Consider the following 18,760-nt stretch of genomic DNA (forward strand, 5'->3'; position numbering starts at 1 on the left):
CTCCAAGTTCCGGTTGGCTCGCCGGCATGGGTATCCGTCTATCCGCCCGCCGTGTCGGGCCCGTGCTGCTGCCTCTGCTGGCCGCCTTGCTCGCGGGTGGGCCGGCGGTCGCGACTCCCGTCGACCGGGTCGAGATCGCCGTCGCGGCTCCTGCGGTCAACACCTCGATCGAGACCGACCGGCGTACGCGGCCCGTCGCGCCCGGGTTGGAGCTCACCTCCTTCGACCGTCTGGACGCCAACGGGTGGATCCGGGCCGACGCCCTCACCGCCGATCTGGCCGGTGAGGGCCTGTCCGTGGGTTACCTCAACACCGGCGCGGTGGCGCGCACCGCCCCGCTGCGCGGTGTCGCGGACCAGGCCCGGGCGGTCGCCGCCGTCAACGGCGACTTCTTCGACATCAACCAGTCCGGAGCCGCGCAGGGCGTCGGCGTACGCGACAGCGTGCTGGTCCAGTCGCCGGTCGCCGGGCATCCGGACGGGGTCGCCGTCGGGCCGGACGGGGTCGGTCGGGTCGTGCAGTTCTACTTCGACGGCACGGCGGCGCTGCCGGGCGGGCCGGTCACGCTGACCCAGTTCAACAACCTCGTGCAGGCCGGCGGCATCGGCGTGTTCACCGCTCTGTGGGGCGACTACGACCGTGCCCGCGCGGTGGCCGGCGCGGCTCGGGTGGCCGAGGTGACGCTGGTCGGAGGGCACGTCGCGACGGTGGCGCCGGGCGCCGGGCAAGGCCCGATTCCGGCCGGCACGACGATCCTGCTCGGGCGGGACGCCGGGGCCGACGCGCTGGGTGGGCTGCGGCCGGGCGATGCCGTCGACGTGACTTACCGCGCCCGTCCCGACGACGACCGGGCCGTCGCCGCCGCGATCGGTGGTAACCGGGTGCTGGTTCGCGACGGCGTGCCGCTGGACATCGGCGACGTGACGCCGGAGCCGCGTACCGCGGTCGGCTTCTCCGCTGACGGCAAGAAAATGATCATGTTGACCGTGGACGGGCGGCAGGCCGACAGCCGCGGTGTCACCCTCACCGAGTTGGGCCGGTTGATGGCTTCGCTGGGCGCCCACGACGCGCTCAACCTCGACGGTGGCGGCTCGTCGACGCTGGTCGCCCGCGAGCCGGGCGGTGCGGCGGTGCAGGTGGAGAACGCGCCCTCCGACGGGTCCGAGCGGCCCGTGCCCAACGGGTTGGCCATCTACGCGCCGGCGGGCAGTGGGCGGCTACGCGGGTACTGGGTGGAGACGGCGATCGACCCCGCCGCCGCGCCCGGCATCGGGCCGGTGCGCGGTGGCCGGCCGGACCGGGTCTTCCCGGGTCTGACCCGGCGGTTGACCGCGGCCGGCTACGACGAGACGTACGGGCCGGCAACGGGCGCACCGACCTGGCGCGCGACCCACGGGACCGTCTCCGCAGCCGGTGTGTTCCGCGGGTTGCTGCCGGGTGCGGCCACGGTCACCGCGCAGCGCGGCGCGGCGAACGGCAGCACAAAGCTCACCGTGCTCGGTCCGCTGTCCAGAGTGGACGCGACCGCCGACAAGGTGGCGCTGGACGCGGCCGGCTCAACGGGGACGTTTGGCGTCGTCGGCTACGACGCCGAGGGCAACAGTGCGCCGATCGAGCCGGCCGACGTGCGCCTCGACTACGACCCCGCGTTGGTCGACGTGGTGGCCGGCGCCAACGGGTTCTTCACCGTCAAGGCCGTGGCCGGCGGTGGGGCCGGGCTGGTCACCGCGACCGTCAGCGGCCGCAGCACGGTGGTGCCGGTGTCGATCGGCCTGACCGACGTGCCGGTCGCGATGTTCGACGACGCCGCGGCCTGGAAGTTCAGCGCCGCGCGGGCCACCGGATCGGTCGCGCCCGCGCCCGGACACACCGGTGGCGGGCTGCGGATGGCGTACGACTTCGGCCAATCGACCGGCACCCGGGCGGCCTACGCAGACCCGCCACAGTGGATCGCGGTGGACGGGCAGCCGCAGGCGTTCGGGATGTGGATCTACGGAAACGGCAAGGGGGAGTGGCCGAGCCTGCACCTGCACGACGCGCTCGACCAGCAGCATGTGCTGCGCGGCCCCTACGTCACCTGGACCGGCTGGCGTTACGTGGAGCTGGCCGTGCCGCCCGGTGTGCGGTATCCGGTGCGGATCCGCCGCTTCTACGTCGCGGAGACCGACCCGGCCGAGGCCTACCGGACCGACATCATGATCGACGACATCGTGGCGCGGGTGGCGCCGCCGGTCGACGTGCCGCCGGAGCCGCCGCGCACCGACCGGGTCGTGCTGCGCGACGGCACGGTCGACGGCGCGCCCTGGCGGCTCGCGGTGCTCTCGGACGCGCAGTTCGTGGCCGCGGACCCGAACAGCACCCAGGTCGAGCGGGTACGCCGGACGTTGCGCGAGATCCGTGCGGCCAGGCCGGATCTCCTGGTCATCAACGGGGATCTGGTGGACACGGCGTACCCGGCGGATTTCGCCCTGGCCAAGCAGATCCTCGACGAAGAGCTGGGCGGCACGCTGCCGTACTACTACGTGCCCGGGAACCACGAGGTCATGGGCGCGCCGATCACGAACTTCACGTCGGTGTTCGGGGCCACGTCGCGCGTGGTCGACCACCGGGGGACCCGGCTGGTCACCCTCGACACCAGCCCGGGTGTGCTCGGCTTCGACCAGGTCGTGGCCCTGCGCGCGGCACTGGACGCCGCAGCCACCGACCCGCGGGTCGGCTCGGTCGCGGTGTTCGAGCACCACCCGCCGCGCGACCCCACGCCGGCGAAGGCGAGCCAGCTCGGCGACCGCAAGCAGGCGGCGCTGGTGGAGCGGTGGCTGGCCGAGTTCCAGCACCGTACCGGCAAGGGCGCGGCATTCGTCGGCGCTCACGTCGGCACCTTCCACGCCGACCGGGTGGACGGCGTTCCGTACCTGATCAACGGCAACAGCGGCAAGGAACCGTCCACGGCGCCGCACCTCGGTGGCTTCACCGGCTGGACGATGCTGGGCATCGACCCGGTCACGCCGGCCGAGGCGGTGCTGGCCCGGCTCAACCCGCTGGCCGAGGGTCCACGATGGATCGATGCCGAGGTCAACCCGCACGTGGACGCGGTGGCCCTGAGCGCGCCGGCCACGGTGGCGGTCGGCGCACCGGCGATGGTGTCCGCGACGCTGACCCAGCCCGGCGGCCGGGTGGTGCCGGTGGCCCCGCCCGTGACCGCCCAGTGGTCCGGTTCGGCGGACCTGCACGTGGGGTCCGGCAAAGGCATCCGGCCGGGCGACCGCGCCTGGTTGGACCCGAGCACGGGACGCCTGACCGCCCTGCGCACCAGCGGCACGGTGACGCTCGCGGTGACTGTCAACGGCGTCAAGGCGTCCGCGACGGTGGAGCTGACTAGGGCAACTGCGCGAGGGGCAGCGGGCCGCGGGTTTTGACCGTGCGGATGGCGAACGTGCTGTGTGCGTCGACGATCGACGGGATGGTCAAGATCTGGTCGATGAGCAGATGTTCGTACGCCGCCAGGTTGGCGACGGCGGCCTCGACCAGGATGTCGGCCCGGCCGGAGATCACGTGGCAGGCGACGATCTCCGGGATGGCGGTCAGCTTCGCCTCGATGCGGGCCGCGTTCTCGCGGGAGTGGCGGTCGACCCGGAGCTCCACGAACACGGTCAGGTCCAGGCCCAAGCGGGCGCGGTCCAGCTCCACCCGGTAGCCGGCGATCAGGCCGTCCTGCTCGAGCGCCCGCACCCGGCGCAGACAGGCCGACGGCGACAGGGCGACGGCCTCGGCCAGGTCGACGTTGGCGATCCGGCCGTCCTGCTGGAGCCGGGCCAGGATCGCCCGGTCGGTGCTGTCGTATCGATCCATGGCAGATGATTGCGCGCCAAGGCCAGGAACCGCAACAGAGTTGCGCACAGGGCCGCCAGCTCGCGCACATTTGCCATCGCGTGCGGCGGCAACGTTGCCAGACTGCGGAGCATGACCAGCGACATCGGCATCGCCCGCGGCACCGCCCTCTACATCGGTGCCCTGCTCGGTCCCGGCCTGCTGCTGCTCCCCGGGCTGGCCGCCAGCCAGGCCGGCCCGGCCTCCGTGGTGGCGTGGGCGGTGCTCCTCGGCGCTTCGGCACTTTTCGCGGTCGTGTTCGCGGCGCTCGGTGTGCGCCACCCGTCGGCCGGCGGGGTGTGGGGCTACGCCACCGCCGGACTCGGCCCGCGCGCCGGACGCGTGGTGGCCTGGTGCTTCCTGGCCGGCGTGATCGGGGGTGCCCCGATCGTCTCCGTGGTCGGTGGCAACTACGTCGCCGAGCTCACCGGTGGCGGGGTCCGGGTCGCCGCGACCACCGCGGCCGTGCTGCTGGTCGGCACGCTCGTGGTCACGGCGCGCGGGGTGCGCACCTCGGCAACCATCCAGTTCGGACTCGTGGCCCTGCTGCTCGTGATCGTCGTCGGCGCGGTCGCGGGCGCCGCACCGGCCAGCCGGGCCGCCAACTGGACCCCGTTCGCGCCGCACGGCTGGGTCGCACTGGGTCCGGCCGCGGCGACGCTGATGCTGGCATTCGTCGGCTGGGAGGCGATCGCGCCGCTCACCACCCGGTTCGCGCGGCCGCGCCGACAGCTTCCGGTGGTGATCGCCATCGCGTTCGCGGCCACGGCCGTCGTCTACCTGGCGCTGGGCATCGTCACCGTCGCGGCGCTGGGGGAGCGGGCCGGCACCGAGGTGCCGCTCGCCGCCCTGCTCAGGATCGGGCTTGGCGACATCGGCACCGCGGTCGCCGCGGTCGGGGCCGTGGTGCTCACGATCGGTGCGATGCTGGCCTACCTGGCCGGGGCGGCCAGCCTCGCCCGCGCACTGCGGCCGGAGATTGGCGGGCCGTCGGCGGGCCGAGTCCTCGCGCCGCAACCGGGCGGCGATAGGCCGCGGCCTGGCATGGCCCGCGAGCCGCAACCGGGCGGCGATGGGCTTGGGGCCGGCATGGCCCGCGAGCCGGGGTCGGGCGGCGCGGGTCTGCCGCGGTGGCTAGCCGGCGCGGTGCTGGTCTCCGGTGTCGTGCTGATCGGGCCGCTGGCCACCGGCCGGATCGAGTTGGCCACCCTGGTCAACGTGCCCACCACGTTCTTCCTCGTGGTCTACCTGGGCTGCACCGCGGCCGGTTGGCGGCTGCTGCGCGGCGCACCCCGGATCTGCGCCGGCATCGCGTGCGTCATGGTGGCCGTGGTCCTGGCCTTCTGCGGCTCGGCGCTGATCCCGGCCGCCGTGGTCACGATGGCCGCGTCGATGGGGCGGCGTAGCGCGCGCCGAACAGTCGGGCACCCGCTTGATGCCGCACCGGACCCCGGTTAGTCTCGGCTCGAAACATTTTCGAGGTGGGAGAAAACCGGTGGTGGTCGAGGGCGAGCGGCGGGCCACGCTTGCGATGGTGGCCGAGTCGTGTGGTGTCTCGCTGCCGACCGTCTCCAAGGTGCTCAACGGCCGCGCCGACGTCGCCAGCGCCACCCGGGCGCGGGTCGAAGAGGCGTTACGCGCGCACAACTACAGCCCACCGGGTGTCCGCAGCCGGGGCACGCCCGCGCCGGTCCGCACCATCGAGCTGGTCTTCGACGACATCATCAGCCCGTACGCGACCGAGGTGCTGCACGGCGTCACCGACGGCGGCGACGATCTCGGCGTCGACGTGGTCGTGCGCCGGTTGCCCACGTTGACCGAGTCTCCGCCGCGCACCGAGGCGGCCTGGGCCCGCCGGTTGACCGACGCCGGCCGCAAGGGGCTGATCGTGGTCACGTCCGAGCTGACCTCGCGCCAGCTCGCCGCCTTCGACCGGGCGGGGCTGTCGCTGGTCGTCATCGACCCGGTCAACCTTCCGCGCACCGACGTGGTCAGCGTCGGCGCGACCAACTGGAGCGGCGGACTCGAGGCCACCGACCACCTGATCCGGCTCGGCCACCAGCGGATCGCGTTCATCGGTGGGCCGATCGCGTCGTCGCCGAGCCGGGCCCGGCTGCACGGCTACCGGGCGGCGTTGGAGAACGCGGGCATCCGCTCCGACCCGGCGCTGATCCGCAACGGCTCGTTCGACTTCCCGTCCGGGCTGAAGCTCGGCGGCGAGTTGCTCGACTCCGGCGATCCGCCGACGGCGGTGTTCGCCGCCAGCGACCCGACCGCGATGGGCGTGTTCGCCGCGGCCGTCGCGCGCGGGCTGAAAGTGCCTGAGCGGCTCAGCATCGTCGGCTTCGACGACACCTACCTGACCGTGATGTCGACGCCGGCGCTCACCACGGTCCGGCAACCGTTGCGGGACATGGGCCGGGTCGCTCTGCGTACCCTATTGCGCTTGATCGCCGGTGAGCCGCTGGACTCGCACCACGTGGAGCTCGCCACGAAGCTGGTCATCCGCGAGTCGACCGCACCGCCGCCCGGCTAGATCCGCGCCGTCGAGCCGCGGACGATCAGCTCTGTCGCCAGCTCCACGTGGTGGGAGTCGAGCTTTTCCCCGACGGCCAGCCGCAGTGCGGTGCGTAGGGCCACGCCGCCCATCTCGCGCAACGGTTGCCGCACCGTGGTCAGCGGCGGTGAGGAGAGGCGGGCGACCTCGGTGTCGTCGAAGCCGACCACGCTGAGGTCGTCGGGCACGCGGAGCCCGCGGGCGCGGGCCGCCTCGATCACGCCGGCCGCCGTCTCGTCGCTGCCGGCGAAGACCGCCGTGGGCCGGGTCGGCAGGTCGAGCAGCGCGGCACCGCCCTCGATCCCGTCCTGGTAGCGGAAGTCGCCCGTGTGCTGGTATTCGTCGGGCACCGACACCCCCGCCGCTTCCAGCGCGGCCCGGTAGCCGTGCATCCGCGCCTGGTTGCAGGCCGACCGCGTGGAGCCACCGACGTAGCCGATCCGCCGGTGGCCCAGCGCGAGCAGGTGCTGCGCGGCGGCCATCCCGCCCGCGAAGTTCGTCGAGCCGACGCTGGTGACCTGGTCGCGCTGGAGGTTGAGCGGGTCGATGACGACCAGCGGCAGGTGAGCCCGGGACAGCGCCGCCAGGTCGGCCGAGGTCAGCTCGTCGACGACCGCGATCACCGCGCGCCGGCCCGCGGCGGCCAGGTCACGGGCCCAGGCGCGCGGGCGGCTGGCATCGACACCGGCCGCGGCCCGCGGCCGGGTGCTGACGGCGACCGCGATGCCGGCTTCGACGCCGGCGGCGAGCACACCCTGGATGATCTCGGTCGAGTACGCGTTGAGCTCGCCCTTGAAGATCAGCTCGATCCGGGCGGTGGCCGCGCTGCCCTTGGCCGCCGGCGATCGTCGGCCGATGTAGTCGTGCTGTTCGAGCAACGACTCCACCAGTGCACGGGTCTGCGGACCGACGTCGGAGCGTCCGTTGACCACCTTGGACACGGTAGTCACCGAGACGCCGGCTGACCTGGCGACGGTCGCCAGCGTCGTGCGGCCAACCTTGGGCGGCACGGACCTCCCTCTCATCACGGACCAGCGTCACCCAGGACCGGCACGATCTCGACCGGTGTGTCGAAGTGCCGGTCGTGCCCGACGACACGAGTCGGGCCGACGAGCCGTACCGTACCGTGCAGCGGCAGGTCGGCTGCGGATGTGCCGACGAGCACGTCGATGTCGCCCGCCTCGACGATCCGGCGCAGGTCGCGGCCGGCGAACGCGGTGCGGTCGGTGTGCACGCGGAAGCGCACGTCGGCGGCCGCGCCCGGCGCCAGGTCGACCCGGGCGAACCCGACCAACTGCTTGACCGGGCGGACCACCTGGGCGACCAGGTCGTGCAGGTAAAGCTGGACGACCTCGGTGCCCGCCCGGTCGCCGGTGTTGCGGACCCGCGCGGCCACCGTGAACTCGCCGTCCGTCGGCGCCGTCGGCGCCGAGATCCGCAGGTCGTCGACCGCGAACGTGGTGTACGAGCGGCCGTGCCCGAACGGGAACAGCGGAGTCGGGTCGAGGCTGCTGATGTCGGTGCTCTCGGCGCCGAGCGGCGGCTGGAGGTAGGTGCCCGGCTGGCCGCCCGGCCCGCGCGGCACCTGCACCGGCAGCTTGCCGCTTGGTTGCACGCGGCCGGAGAGCACCCCGGCGATCGCCGCGCCGCCCTCCTCGCCCGGCATGAACGCCTGCACCAGCCCGGCGGCCCGCCCGTGCACGTCGCCCAGCGCGTACGGCCGGCCGGAGACCACCACGACGACCACCGGGGTGCCGGTGTCCAACAGGGCCGCCAGCAGCTCGCCCTGCACACCGGGCAGCGCCAGGTCAGGTGCGTCGCAGCCCTCGCCGGAGGTGCCGTGCGCGAACAGCCCGGCGATGTCACCGACGAATGCCACGCACACGTCGGCCGCTTGAGCCGCCTCGACCGCGGCCGCGAAGCCTGACCGGTCGTCGCCCTGGATCTCGCATCCTCGCGCGTGCGTGATGTCCACATCGGGCAGTGTCGCGCGCAGCGCGTCGACCGCGGTCGGCACGTCGACACCGAGGCCCAGGCCCGGGTGCCGGGGTAGCACGTGGTTGGGGAACGCGTAGCAGCCCATGAACGTGCGTGGCTCGGCGGAGCACGGGCCGACCACCGCGATCCGGCCGGCGGCCGGCAACGGCAGCGCGCTGCCCGGGTCGAGCAACACGACCGAGCGTTCGGCGATCTCCCGGGCCAGCGCCCGGTTGGCGGGCGAGTCCAGCTCGACGGTGGCCGCGCCGGCGACCGAGCCCTCCGGTGTCCACTCTGGATCCAGCAGGCCGAGCGCGACCTTCTGCGTGAGCAGTCGGCGGGCGGCCTGGTCGACCAGCTCCTCGGACACCTCGCCGGCCCGCACCTTCGCGAGCAGCGCCGCGCCGTAGCCGATGGTGTCGGGGAGCTCGACGTCGATGCCGGCGGCCAGGGCCAGCGCGCCGGCCTCGGCGTCGTCGGCGGCGATGTGGTGCATGGTCGCGAGGAACGGCACGGCCCAGTAGTCGGAGACCACCGTGCCGGCGAAACCCCACGCGTCGCGGAGCACCTCGGTGAGCAGCCAGCGGTCGGCGCCGGCGGGGATGCCGTCGACGTCCGAGTAGGAGTTCATCACGGAGCCGGCGGCGGCAGTGGCCACGGCGGTCTCGAACGGCGGCAGGATGACGTCGACCAGCTCGCGCCGGCCCATCGACACGGGACCGTGGTTGCGTGCGCCGCGGGAGGCCGAGTAGCCGGCGAAGTGCTTGAGCGTGGCGATCACGCCGGCGCTCTGGAGGCCGCGAACGTAGGCGGAGCCGAGCATCGAGACCAGGTGCGGGTCTTCGCCCATCGTCTCCTCGACGCGGCCCCAGCGGTAGTCGCGCACGACGTCGAGCACCGGCGACAGTCCCTGGTGCACACCGACGGCGGCCATGTCGCGGCCGATCGCGGCCGCCATCCGCTCGACCAGGTCGGGCGAGAAGGTCGCGGCCCAGGCGATCGCGGCCGGGTAGACGGTGGCGCCGTAGGTGGTGAACCCGGTCAGGCACTCCTCGTGCACTAGTGCCGGAATGCGCAGCCGGTGGGCGTCGAGCACGACATGGTGCTGGCGCACCAGCTCCGCCGCGCCCTCGGCGGCGGTGACGGGCGCGCTGCCGTAGACCCGGGTGAGATGGCCGAGACCGTGCCGGCTGGCCTCGTCGAGCGGCTTGTCGCCCGCCGAGAAGACGTCCTGCATGGGTGCCACGTTGTGGTCGGGTGCGAAGACCTGCTCGGCCTCGTCGTCGTTCAGGTCCTTGCGGAGCCACCGGCTGCCGAGCTGGCCGAGCTTCTCCTCGAGGGTCATCGCGCCCAGGAGCAGCTCGACCCGGTCGGCGACCGGCCGGCTGACGTCGTGCCAGGGCTGGGTGTCGACCTGAGCGGGCTGAGTTGCCACGGGGCGTGCCTCCTTTGCGCAAGATAGAGGTTGGTCTTCGAAACTTTCGAAGTTTCCGGTGCTCGCGGCCGACCGGCCAAGCCTTGCGCTGACCTTACTTTCGCCGATCAGAACGTCGGCATCAAGCCCTTGACACGTGGATGACGGAATCCTACGTTGACTTGAAAATTCTACGTTAATTTGCGAGACCACCGGCCGAAATTTCCCCGCCTCGGCATCCTTGCGTGTGGCTGTGGGAGCGCTCCCTCATGGCCGGTGACCCCTCGTGCTACTCGCCCGATCGAAACGCCGCGTCTGTCGCGGCACACGAGTACGGAGGTCAGCGTGGAGCGCAGCATCCTGTCCCGGCGGAACTTCTTAGGTCTTTCCATGGGCGCGGCCGCCGGCGTCGCGCTCGCCGGCTGTGGCAGTTCCGGCCCCAGCAGCAGCACGGGCGGCGGTGGCAGCGCCGGTTCGGCCAGCTACTGGTTCCTCACGGGCGCGCCTGGTGAGGGCATCCGCACCAACACAGTCAACCGCTTCAACCAGGCGAACCCCGACAGCAAGATCACCGCGACGACGTTCCAGAACGACGCGTACAAGACGAAGATCAAGACGGCGATCGGTGCCGGCCAGGCCCCGACCGTCATCTGGGGCTGGGGCGGCGGCACCCTGCGCACGTACGCCCAGGCCGGTCAGGTCGAGGATCTGACCTCGTGGTTCGGCGAGAACGCGGCGGTCAAGGACCGGCTGTTCCCGTCGTCGTTCGGCGCGGCCACCATCGACGGCAAGATCTACGCGATGCCGGCCGAGACGGTCCAGCCGATCGTCATGTTCTACAACAAGCGTGCCTTCGAGAGGATCGGCGCGCAGCCCCCGCAGACCTGGGGCGACGTGATGGACCTCGTGCCCAAGTTCAACGCGAAGGGCATCGCGCCGTTCTCGCTCGGTGGCCAGTCCCGCTGGACCAACATGATGTGGCTCGAGTTCCTCTTCGACCGCCTTGGCGGCAGCGAGGTCTTCCAGGCCGTGTTCGACGGCCAGAAGGACGCCTGGTCGAACCCGGCGTCGATCCAGGCGCTGACGTTGGTGCAGGACCTGGTCAAGCAGAACGGCTTCATCAAGGGCTTCTCGTCGATCACCGCCGACTCCAACGCTGACCAGGCATTGCTCTACACGGGCAAGGCGGCGATGATGCTGCACGGCACGTGGACGTACGGCGGCATGGCGGCGGACGGAGGCGACTTCGTGTCCAGCGGCAGTTTGGGCTACATGAACTTCCCGCCGATCGACGGCGGCAAGGGCGACGTGTCCGACACCGTGGGCAACCCGGGTCAGTACTACTCCATCTCCTCCAAGGCCACGGCCGAGCAGAAGGAGACCGCGAAGAAGTTCTTCAAGGACGCGGTGCTCGCCGATGCCGAGGTCAAGGAGTGGATCGACGCCGGCGCCGTCCCGATCGTCAAGGGCACCGAGAGCGCGTTCGGCGCCTCGAAGGACGCCGACTTCCTCAAGTTCGTCTACAACACCTCGGCCAACGCCAAGACCTTCGCGCAGTCGTGGGACCAGGCGCTGAGCCCGACCGCGGCGGAGAAGCTGCTCGACAACATCGCGCAGCTCTTCCAGCTGAAGATCTCGCCCGAGAAGTGGGCGGAGAACATGAACGGGGTCATCGGGCAATGACATCTCTCGCTCCGCCCGCCCCGCGGGGGAGTACTACGACCTCCGCCCAGGGCGGGCGGAGCGGGTCCGTCACCTGGCTGGCCCTCCCCGCGTTCCTCATGTTCGTCGCGTTCGCGATCATCCCGCTGATCGGCGTGCTGGTGCTCAGCTTCACGCAGTGGGACGGCATCGGCGACATCCACGCGGCGGGCTTCGACAGTTGGCGCAGCGTGCTGCGCGACCCGGGCCTCGTACACGCGCTCTGGGTCACCTTCCTGATCATGGCTCTGTCCTGGGCGTTCCAGACCCCGCTGAGCCTGCTGATCGGCGTCTACCTGGCCACGCAGAGCCGCTTTCGCGAGATCCTCGCGGTGATCTACTTCGTACCCCTGCTGCTCAGCTCGGCCGCCCTCGCGATCACCTACAAGGCCCTGCTCGACCCGAACTTCGGGCTCGGCGCCGGCCTGGGCATCCCGTTGCTGCAACAGGACTGGCTCGGGCGCGACAACCTGGCGCTCGGCGTGCTGGTGTTCGTGGTCTCCTGGCAGTTCATCCCGTTCCACTCGCTGATCTACCAGAGCGCGGTGCGGCAGATCCCGAAGGCGATGTTCGAGGCGTCCGAGATCGACGGCGCCGGCCGGCTGCGGCAGTTCTTCAGCATCACCTTGCCGCAGCTCAAGTACACGGTCATCACGTCGTCGACGCTGATGGTGGTCGGGTCGCTGACCTTCTTCGACCTGATCTTCGTGCTCACCGGTGGCGGGCCGGGCGATGCCACCCGGGCGCTCGCGCTCGACATGTACAAGCGGGGCTTCCAGGCCAGCCTGATGGGCCCGGCGAGCGCGATTGCGGTGATCCTGGTGCTGGTCGGTCTCGGCCTCGCGCTGCTGTTGCGCCGCCTCGGTGGCCGCGACACGACCGAGAGCCAGATGGAAGGCGTGTGACGTGGCGACGACTCTGACGACAGCACCCGACACGGCGACCCGGCCCGACGCACCACAACGGGCCGGCGGGGGCGGCCGGCGCCGGGTGTTCAACCTGCCGGCCGGGCTCGCCGCGCTGATCTGGCTCGCGATCGTGTTGATCCCGCTCTACTGGATCCTCATCACCAGCCTCAAGACGCAGTCCAACTACTTCCTGAGCAACCCGTTCGTGCCGCCGAAAGAGCCGACCCTCGACAACTACCGGATGGTCATCGAGGCCGACTTCGTCCGCTATTTCGTCAACAGCGCGATCGTCACCGCGGGGGCGGTCATCCCGGCCGTGGGGATCTCGTTCATGGCGGCGTACGCCATCGTCCGGGCCGGCAACCGCAGCCGGTTCCTGCGTTCGGTGAACGCCGTGTTCCTGATGGGCCTGGCGATCCCGCTCCAGGCGGTGATCATCCCGGTCTACCTGATCATCATTCGGCTGAAGATGTACGACACCCTGCTCGCCATCATCCTGCCGTCGATCGCGTTCGCCATCCCGCTGTCCGTGCTGGTGCTCTCCAACTTCATCCGGGACGTGCCGCGCGAGCTGTTCGAGTCGATGCGGATGGACGGCGCCTCGGAGTGGGGCACGCTCCGGCACCTGGCCTTCCCACTGATCCGGCCGGCACTGGTCACCGTCACCATCTACAACGGACTGTCCATCTGGAACGGTTTCCTGCTGCCACTGATCCTGACCCAGAGCCCGACGCAGCGCACGCTGCCGCTGGCGCTCTGGACCTTCCAGGGGCAGTACAGCATCAACGTGCCGGCGGTGCTCGCGTCCGTGGTGCTGACCACGCTGCCGATCCTCGCGCTCTACGTGGTGGGGCGGCGCCAGTTGCTCAGCGGTCTCACGGCCGGTTTCAGCAAGTAACCGAGGTTCAACGTCCCCGCGCGGGGTATCCGGCCCTCGAGGAAGGATTTTCGCCGCGAAAGGGACATCGTGACCACCACAGCGACCATCTCCGACCTGTCCACCGCCCGTGACGTGGCCCGGCAGCTCCGGGTCGACTCGGTGCGGACCAGCACGAGCGCCGGATCCGGGCACCCCACGTCGAGCATGTCGGCCGCCGACCTGCTCGCCGTGCTGGTCACCCGGCACCTGCGCTACGACTGGGACAGCCCGGAGAACGACGCCAACGACCACCTGATCTTCTCCAAGGGGCACGCGTCGCCGCTGCTGTACTCCGTCTTCAAGGCGGCCGGCGTGATCTCCGACGAGGAGCTGATGTCGGGCTACCGCCGGTTCGGGCAGCGGCTGCAGGGCCATCCGACGCCGGTGCTGCCCTGGGTCGACGTGGCCACCGGTTCGCTCGGCCAGGGCCTGCCGGACGGCGTCGGCGTCGCGCTGGCCGGGCGCTACCTGGACGAGGTGCCGTACCGCGTGTGGGTGCTCTGCGGCGACAGCGAGATGGCCGAGGGCTCGATGTGGGAGGCGCTCGACAAGGCCGCCTACTACCGGCTGTCCAACCTCGTCGCGATCGTCGACGTCAACCGGCTCGGCCAGAGCGGCCCGACCGAACTGCAATGGGACCTCGACGCGTACGCCCGCCGGGCCTCGGCTTTTGGCGCCCGGGTGTTGATCATCGACGGGCACGATCTCGAGGAGATCGACGAGGCTTACCGCTCCGCGACCGACCGCACGGACGACCGCCCGACCGTGATCCTCGCCCGCACGCTCAAGGGACGCGGCTTCAGCGAGGTCGAGAACCTGGAGGGTTGGCACGGCAAGCCGCTGCCCAAGGAGATGGCCGACCGGGCGATCCGGGAGCTGGGCGGCGAGAGCGACCTGGTCGTACGCGGGCCGGTGCCGATGGACGAGGCGCCCGTGTCGCGGTCGGCACCGGGCGGGACGGAGTTGCCCCGCTACCAGGTCGGCGACAAGGTGGCCACCCGGCGGGCGTACGGCGACGCGCTGACCGCGCTCGGCGGCGGGAACAGCCGGATCGTGGCGCTGGACGGCGAGGTTGGCAACTCGACGTACTCCGAGGAGTTCGCGAAGGCCTTCGGCGACCGGTACTTCGAGATGTACATCGCCGAGCAGCAGATGGTCGCCGCCGCCGTCGGGCTCAGCGTGCGGCACTACATCCCGTTCGCCTCGACGTTCGCCGCGTTCCTGTCCCGGGCGTACGACTTCATCCGGATGGCGTCGATCTCGCGTGCCGACATCCGCCTGGTCGGTTCCCATGCCGGGGTGGAGATCGGGGCCGACGGGCCTTCCCAGATGGCGCTCGAGGACCTGGCGATGCTGCGCGCGGTGCAGGGCTCGACGGTGCTCTACCCGAGCGACGCGGTCAGCACCGCCTCGCTCGTCGCGGCGATGGTCGAGCTCGACGGGGTGAGCTACCTGCGGGCCACCCGGGGTGCGTACCCGGTGCTCTACGAGAGCGGTGAGGTCTTCCCGGTCGGTGGCAGCAAGGTGCTGCGCTCGGGGCCGTCAGACGCGGTCACCCTCGTGGGCGCCGGGGTCACCCTGCACGAGTGCCTGGCAGCGGCGTCGCTGTTGGCGTCGGACGGCATCGCCGCGCGGGTGATCGACCTCTACTCCGTCAAGCCGGTCGACACCGCGACGCTCAGCGAGGCGGTGGCCGCGACCGAGGGCCGGATCATCGTCGTCGAGGACCACCATCCCGAGGGCGGGCTCGGGTCGGCGGTCGCCGAGGCGCTGCTGGCGGCCGGGTCGCCGGCGCTGCACTTCACCCATCTCGCGGTGCGTGACCTGCCGGGCTCGGGCTCGACCGCGGAGCAGCTCGCGGCGCAGGAGATCGACGCTGATCATATTGCCGCGGCCGCCCGGGCGTTGGTGAGCTAGGCCGTACGTGCTTGTTGCCTTAGGTGTGTAGGCGGCGCTGCCAGTCCTTGGGGACCTGGCCCTTGGGGCCGGGCACCGGCTGGTCGACCGGGTGGCTGTCGGGTCCGGCGAGCTCCGGACCGTCGAGGAACTCGTTGCTGCGGTAGTCGTAGAACCAGTCCTCGCCGGGCTCGAACGACTGGATGATCGAGTGCTGGTCGCTGGTCGCGTGCGCGGTGGCGTGCTGGGCCGGCGAGTTGTCGCAGCAGCCGATCTGGCCGCACGTGGCACATCGCCGCAGGTGGAGCCACCACCCGCCGCTGGCCAGGCATTCCGCGCAGCCGGCACCGGACGGGGGCACTTCGGGTCGGACGAGTGGTTCGGTCACGATTCCTCCTCGCTGTTTCTTACGGATCAACATCTACCCGCATCGCGCGCGCTCTCACGTGAGTACTCGATCACTCCGCGTAAGATCGCCAGGTGAGCGATGTGCTCAACAGCCTGGTCGACCAGCGCGCCATCCTCGTCTACGTGATCGTCGGCTTGGTGGTGTTCACCGAGGACGCGTTGTTCTTCGGCTTCATCCTGCCCGGCGAGACGGCCGCCATCCTCGGCGGTGTCGCGGCGAGCCTCGGCCACGTCTCCGTGCTCTGGATGAGCGTGATCGTGGTGGTCGCGGCGATCCTCGGTGACACGGTGGGCTACGAGATCGGCTCGCGCTGGGGGTACCGGCTGCTGCGCGTCAAGTGGCTCCAGAAACGCGAGAAACAGGTGGAGTCGGCCCGCTCGTTCCTTGCTCGGCGCGGCGGGCCGGCGGTCTTCTTCGGGCGGTTCATCGCGTTCCTGCGGGCGTTCGTGCCGTTCTTGGCCGGCGCCTCGCACATGCACTATCGCCGGTTCCTTGCCTACAACGCGGCAGGGGGCGTGGTCTGGGGTGCGGGGTCGGTGCTGCTCGGGTATCTGGCCGGCAACTCGTACTCGATGATCGAGGACACCGTGGGGAAGTGGGCCGCGATCGCGGTGGCCGCGGTTGTGGTGGCGGCGCTGATCGCTTGGGCGGTTTATCGCCGGGTCCGCGAGCGTCGTAGTCACTGAGTCGCCTCGGCCACCGAGCCGTTGGCATTGGTTAGTGAGCGCTCACCATCCAGGCGGTTAGTAAGCGCTCACCATCCTGGGGGTTGGTAAGCGCTTACTAACTGCTTCGGGTGGTGAGCGCTCGCTACCCGGCCTTGGGCAAGTGGGCGGAGCCGCACACGATCATGGGGCGGGGGATTCGCTGGCTGGTCAGAGCCGCTGCCGCCCGACCAGGGAAGCAGGCCGACACCGACGCTGTGCGCCGACCGTCCCGGGCTGTCTAGGTCGCGGAGCCCGCGGCGGCCAGTTTGAGTGCGGCGGTCAGGTCCGCCGCGGTCAAAGCGCCATCAGGGTCGATCAGCCACTGGATGGCCAACCCCGCCAGCAGGGCCTGCGCGAGCCCGCCAAGCAGCCGCGCCTCCTCGCCGTCCGCGCCCCCGCCGAGAAGGCCGGCCAACTCAGCGCGGCCTTGGCGCTGCCCGGCGACCAAAAACTCGTGGATCTCCGGCAGTCGGTCGACCTGGCCCGCCAGCTCGAACTGGGTCGTCCAGAGCGGCCGCTGGTCGCGGACCGAGGCGATGACCGCCGCCCAGAGCGCCTCGTTCGATCCGTCGGTCGCCCGCAGCGTGGAGTCCAGTTCCGCGCCCCACTCCGCCAGCGCTTCCATCAGCGCCTGGTTGAGTAGTTCCCGGGTCGAGCCGAAGTGGTAGCCGATCGCGGCCAGGCTCACCCCGGCCGCGGTGGCGATGTCGCGGGCCGTGGTGCGGGTGTAGCCGATGTCGTGCAGGCACGCCTTGGCCCCGGCGATCAGGCTCTCCCGGTTTCCCATGCGGAGATTGTACAAGTGTGCAAAACCGCCTTGGTGCACGAGTTGTAACTGGCGGCCGGGCTCTGTGAACATAGAGGGCATGACCGAGGAGTGCACCGCGCGAGAGGTGCTCGACCGGGTCGGCGGCAAGTGGAGCATCGCGATCATCGTGGCCGCGGCGCAGGGTCCGGTGCGGTTCACCGAGCTCGAGCGGTCCATCGTCGGGATCAGCCGGCGGATGCTCGCGCTGACCCTGCGCAACCTCGAGCGCGACGGCCTGCTGACGCGCACCGTCTTCGCGACCGTCCCGCCCCGGGTCGAATACCTCGCGACGGACCTGTCGCGCGAGATCTACGACGCGCTGGTCACGTTGACCACCTGGGCCGAGCGGCACCGGATGGAGATCGCCAGCGCGCGGGCCGCGTATGACCAAAGGGCACTGGAATGAGCTTGGAACTGGCCGCCGACTGCAGCCGGTGCGTCGGCCTCTGCTGCGTGGTGCCGGCGTTCGCCAAGTCCGTCGACTTCGCCATCGACAAGCCCGCCCGGCAGCCCTGCCCGAACCTCGGGACAGACTCGCGCTGCGGGATCCACGCCAAGCTGCGTACGGAAGGGTTCCGGGGCTGCACGGTGTACGACTGCTTCGGCGCCGGTCAGCACCTCACCCAGGCGACCTTCGGCGGTGCCGACTGGCACGACCGGCCCGAGCTCGCCGACTCGATGTTCAGCGCGTTCCCGGTCATGCGCGAGTTGCACGAACTGCTCTGGTACCTGACCGCCGCGCTCGAGCTGAAGCTGCCCCAGCAGCAGCGCGACGCCCTCCAGGACGCGTACGAGCGGATCCGAACGCTCACCGAAAGCAGTGAGCTGGCCAAGGTGGACCCGGCGCCGCACTGGGCCGCCGTCAACGACCTGCTCATGCGGGCCAGTGCGGCCGTGCGCGCGAAAGCACCCGGCGCACGCCGCGAGCACCGCGGTGCCGACCTGGTAGGCAAGGACCTGCGGCGCACCGACCTGCGGGCGGCCAACCTGCGGGGCGCCTATCTCATCGGCGCCGACCTGCGCGGCGCGGACCTGGGCTGGGCTGACCTGATCGGGGCCGATCTGCGTGACGCCGACCTGCGCGGCGCCCGCCTGCGCACCGCGCTGTTCCTCACGCGGGCCCAGGTGGATTCCGCGAAAGGGGACGGGACGACGGCGCTGCCGCGTGGGCTGCGCCGTCCGCCCCACTGGCCGAGCTGACGAAACCGAACTGCCGAGCTGACGAAGCTAGGCGAGCTGCTCGGCCACTTCGAACTGCACCGCGCCGTTGGCGTCGACGGCGGCGTCGAGTGATTTGTCGTCGAGCACCCTCGCGGCCTCGCCGTCGAGGAAGAGCCGGGCGCCGGACTGGTCGACGACCTGGTCGCCTTCCTGGGGCGAGGTGGCCAGGCTCATGGTCAGCGCGCCCTGCGTCGGGTCGGACGCGATGCGTACACCGGCGCCGTCCGGCAGGTTCTGCTGGCCGGTGAGGTCACGGATGACCGCTACGGCGTTGTCAGTCACTGCGAGCATGGTGAAACCCTCCAGATGAGCGGCAGGGGAATGTTGAGACCGCAACTGACAGGGCCGTTCCTAACGGCAGGCGGGTCTGCGGCCG

At 71.1% G+C, this 18,760-nt stretch carries 16 protein-coding genes; 10 read left to right on the forward strand and 6 right to left on the reverse strand.

Features of this window, described 5'->3' with window-relative positions; translation table 11 throughout:
* Positions 1-26 precede the first annotated feature (26 nt).
* Positions 27-3,416 carry a phosphodiester glycosidase family protein gene (locus tag BLV39_RS16345; protein ID WP_090792720.1) on the forward strand — a complete coding sequence of 1,130 codons (3,390 nt, stop codon included), beginning with the start codon at positions 27-29 and terminating at the stop codon, positions 3,414-3,416.
* Here BLV39_RS16345 and BLV39_RS44800 read toward each other — a convergent pair.
* The gene (locus BLV39_RS44800; RefSeq protein WP_090792723.1) at positions 3,376-3,849 is read right to left on the reverse strand and encodes an Lrp/AsnC family transcriptional regulator; all 474 of its coding nucleotides are present in this window, start codon (positions 3,847-3,849) and stop codon (positions 3,376-3,378) included. The genes BLV39_RS16345 and BLV39_RS44800 overlap by 41 nt on opposite strands.
* 111 nt (positions 3,850-3,960) lie before the next feature.
* On the opposite strand from BLV39_RS44800, the gene BLV39_RS16355 reads away from it, so the two are divergent.
* On the forward strand, positions 3,961-5,325 hold the full coding sequence (locus BLV39_RS16355; RefSeq protein WP_090792725.1) for an APC family permease: 1,365 nt from the start codon (positions 3,961-3,963) through the stop codon (positions 5,323-5,325).
* A 37-nt stretch (positions 5,326-5,362) separates the two neighbouring features.
* The gene (locus BLV39_RS16360) at positions 5,363-6,403 is read left to right on the forward strand and encodes a LacI family DNA-binding transcriptional regulator (RefSeq protein WP_204082759.1); all 1,041 of its coding nucleotides are present in this window, start codon (positions 5,363-5,365) and stop codon (positions 6,401-6,403) included.
* Here the strand turns inward: BLV39_RS16360 and BLV39_RS16365 are convergent.
* Together BLV39_RS16365 and BLV39_RS16370 are read right to left on the reverse strand one after the other, a co-directional pair.
* Positions 6,400-7,434, reverse strand: coding sequence for a substrate-binding domain-containing protein (locus BLV39_RS16365; RefSeq protein ID WP_239083606.1), 1,035 nt, complete (start codon positions 7,432-7,434; stop codon positions 6,400-6,402). The genes BLV39_RS16360 and BLV39_RS16365 overlap by 4 nt on opposite strands.
* A gap of 14 nt (positions 7,435-7,448) precedes the next feature.
* Complete coding sequence (locus tag BLV39_RS16370; protein ID WP_239083605.1) at positions 7,449-9,836, reverse strand: glycoside hydrolase family 3 N-terminal domain-containing protein; 2,388 nt, start codon at positions 9,834-9,836, stop codon at positions 7,449-7,451.
* Positions 9,837-10,160: 324 nt separating this feature from the next.
* Here BLV39_RS16370 and BLV39_RS16375 point away from each other — a divergent pair, with 324 nt between their 5' ends.
* The 4 genes from BLV39_RS16375 (at position 10,161) to BLV39_RS16390 (ending at position 15,260) form a co-directional block, all read left to right on the forward strand.
* Positions 10,161-11,498: an extracellular solute-binding protein gene (locus tag BLV39_RS16375; protein WP_239083604.1), complete on the forward strand. Its 1,338-nt coding sequence runs from the start codon at positions 10,161-10,163 to the stop codon at positions 11,496-11,498.
* Entirely contained in the window at positions 11,495-12,421 is a 927-nt protein-coding gene (locus BLV39_RS16380; protein ID WP_090792734.1) for a carbohydrate ABC transporter permease, read from the forward strand. The genes BLV39_RS16375 and BLV39_RS16380 overlap by 4 nt, the downstream gene beginning before the upstream one ends.
* A 1-nt stretch (position 12,422) precedes the next feature.
* The gene (locus tag BLV39_RS16385; protein ID WP_239083603.1) at positions 12,423-13,322 is read left to right on the forward strand and encodes a carbohydrate ABC transporter permease; all 900 of its coding nucleotides are present in this window, start codon (positions 12,423-12,425) and stop codon (positions 13,320-13,322) included.
* A 69-nt stretch (positions 13,323-13,391) separates the two neighbouring features.
* A complete protein-coding gene (locus BLV39_RS16390; protein WP_239083602.1) occupies positions 13,392-15,260 on the forward strand; it encodes a transketolase in 1,869 nt (622 codons plus the stop codon).
* Positions 15,261-15,279: 19 nt separating this feature from the next.
* Here the strand turns inward: BLV39_RS16390 and BLV39_RS16395 are convergent, their stop codons facing one another.
* The gene (locus tag BLV39_RS16395; RefSeq protein WP_239083601.1) at positions 15,280-15,627 is read right to left on the reverse strand and encodes a UBP-type zinc finger domain-containing protein; all 348 of its coding nucleotides are present in this window, start codon (positions 15,625-15,627) and stop codon (positions 15,280-15,282) included.
* Positions 15,628-15,719: 92 nt separating this feature from the next.
* Here BLV39_RS16395 and BLV39_RS16400 point away from each other — a divergent pair, with 92 nt between their 5' ends.
* Complete coding sequence (locus tag BLV39_RS16400) at positions 15,720-16,334, forward strand: DedA family protein (RefSeq protein WP_090792739.1); 615 nt, start codon at positions 15,720-15,722, stop codon at positions 16,332-16,334.
* A gap of 259 nt (positions 16,335-16,593) precedes the next feature.
* Here the strand turns inward: BLV39_RS16400 and BLV39_RS16405 are convergent, their stop codons facing one another.
* Positions 16,594-17,142 carry a TetR/AcrR family transcriptional regulator gene (locus tag BLV39_RS16405; RefSeq protein WP_090792742.1) on the reverse strand — a complete coding sequence of 183 codons (549 nt, stop codon included), beginning with the start codon at positions 17,140-17,142 and terminating at the stop codon, positions 16,594-16,596.
* 79 nt (positions 17,143-17,221) lie between these two features.
* On the opposite strand from BLV39_RS16405, the gene BLV39_RS16410 reads away from it, so the two are divergent.
* Both BLV39_RS16410 and BLV39_RS16415 read left to right on the forward strand, forming a co-directional pair.
* A complete protein-coding gene (locus BLV39_RS16410; protein ID WP_090792745.1) occupies positions 17,222-17,569 on the forward strand; it encodes a winged helix-turn-helix transcriptional regulator in 348 nt (115 codons plus the stop codon).
* Positions 17,566-18,363 carry a pentapeptide repeat-containing protein gene (locus tag BLV39_RS16415; RefSeq protein ID WP_090792748.1) on the forward strand — a complete coding sequence of 266 codons (798 nt, stop codon included), beginning with the start codon at positions 17,566-17,568 and terminating at the stop codon, positions 18,361-18,363. The genes BLV39_RS16410 and BLV39_RS16415 overlap by 4 nt, the downstream gene beginning before the upstream one ends.
* Positions 18,364-18,390: 27 nt before the next feature.
* On the opposite strand, the gene BLV39_RS16420 is transcribed toward BLV39_RS16415, so the two are convergent.
* Positions 18,391-18,675 carry an adhesin gene (locus BLV39_RS16420; RefSeq protein ID WP_090792750.1) on the reverse strand — a complete coding sequence of 95 codons (285 nt, stop codon included), beginning with the start codon at positions 18,673-18,675 and terminating at the stop codon, positions 18,391-18,393.
* Positions 18,676-18,760: the final 85 nt, after the last annotated feature.

This window comes from Asanoa ishikariensis, assembly GCF_900107455.1.
Taxonomy (GTDB): domain Bacteria; phylum Actinomycetota; class Actinomycetes; order Mycobacteriales; family Micromonosporaceae; genus Asanoa; species Asanoa ishikariensis.

Bases quoted from the DNA above. Each gene is read 5' to 3' on its own strand.
- BLV39_RS16405 (WP_090792742.1), bottom strand. From the start codon at position 17,142: ATGGGAAACCGGGAGAGCCTGATCGCCGGGGCCAAGGCGTGCCTGCAC.
- BLV39_RS16415 (WP_090792748.1), top strand. From the start codon at position 17,566: ATGAGCTTGGAACTGGCCGCCGACTGCAGCCGGTGCGTCGGCCTCTGC.
- BLV39_RS44800 (WP_090792723.1), bottom strand. From the start codon at position 3,849: ATGGATCGATACGACAGCACCGACCGGGCGATCCTGGCCCGGCTCCAG.
- BLV39_RS16380 (WP_090792734.1), top strand. From the start codon at position 11,495: ATGACATCTCTCGCTCCGCCCGCCCCGCGGGGGAGTACTACGACCTCC.
- BLV39_RS16420 (WP_090792750.1), bottom strand. From the start codon at position 18,675: ATGCTCGCAGTGACTGACAACGCCGTAGCGGTCATCCGTGACCTCACC.
- BLV39_RS16345 (WP_090792720.1), top strand. From the start codon at position 27: ATGGGTATCCGTCTATCCGCCCGCCGTGTCGGGCCCGTGCTGCTGCCT.
- BLV39_RS16355 (WP_090792725.1), top strand. From the start codon at position 3,961: ATGACCAGCGACATCGGCATCGCCCGCGGCACCGCCCTCTACATCGGT.
- BLV39_RS16410 (WP_090792745.1), top strand. From the start codon at position 17,222: ATGACCGAGGAGTGCACCGCGCGAGAGGTGCTCGACCGGGTCGGCGGC.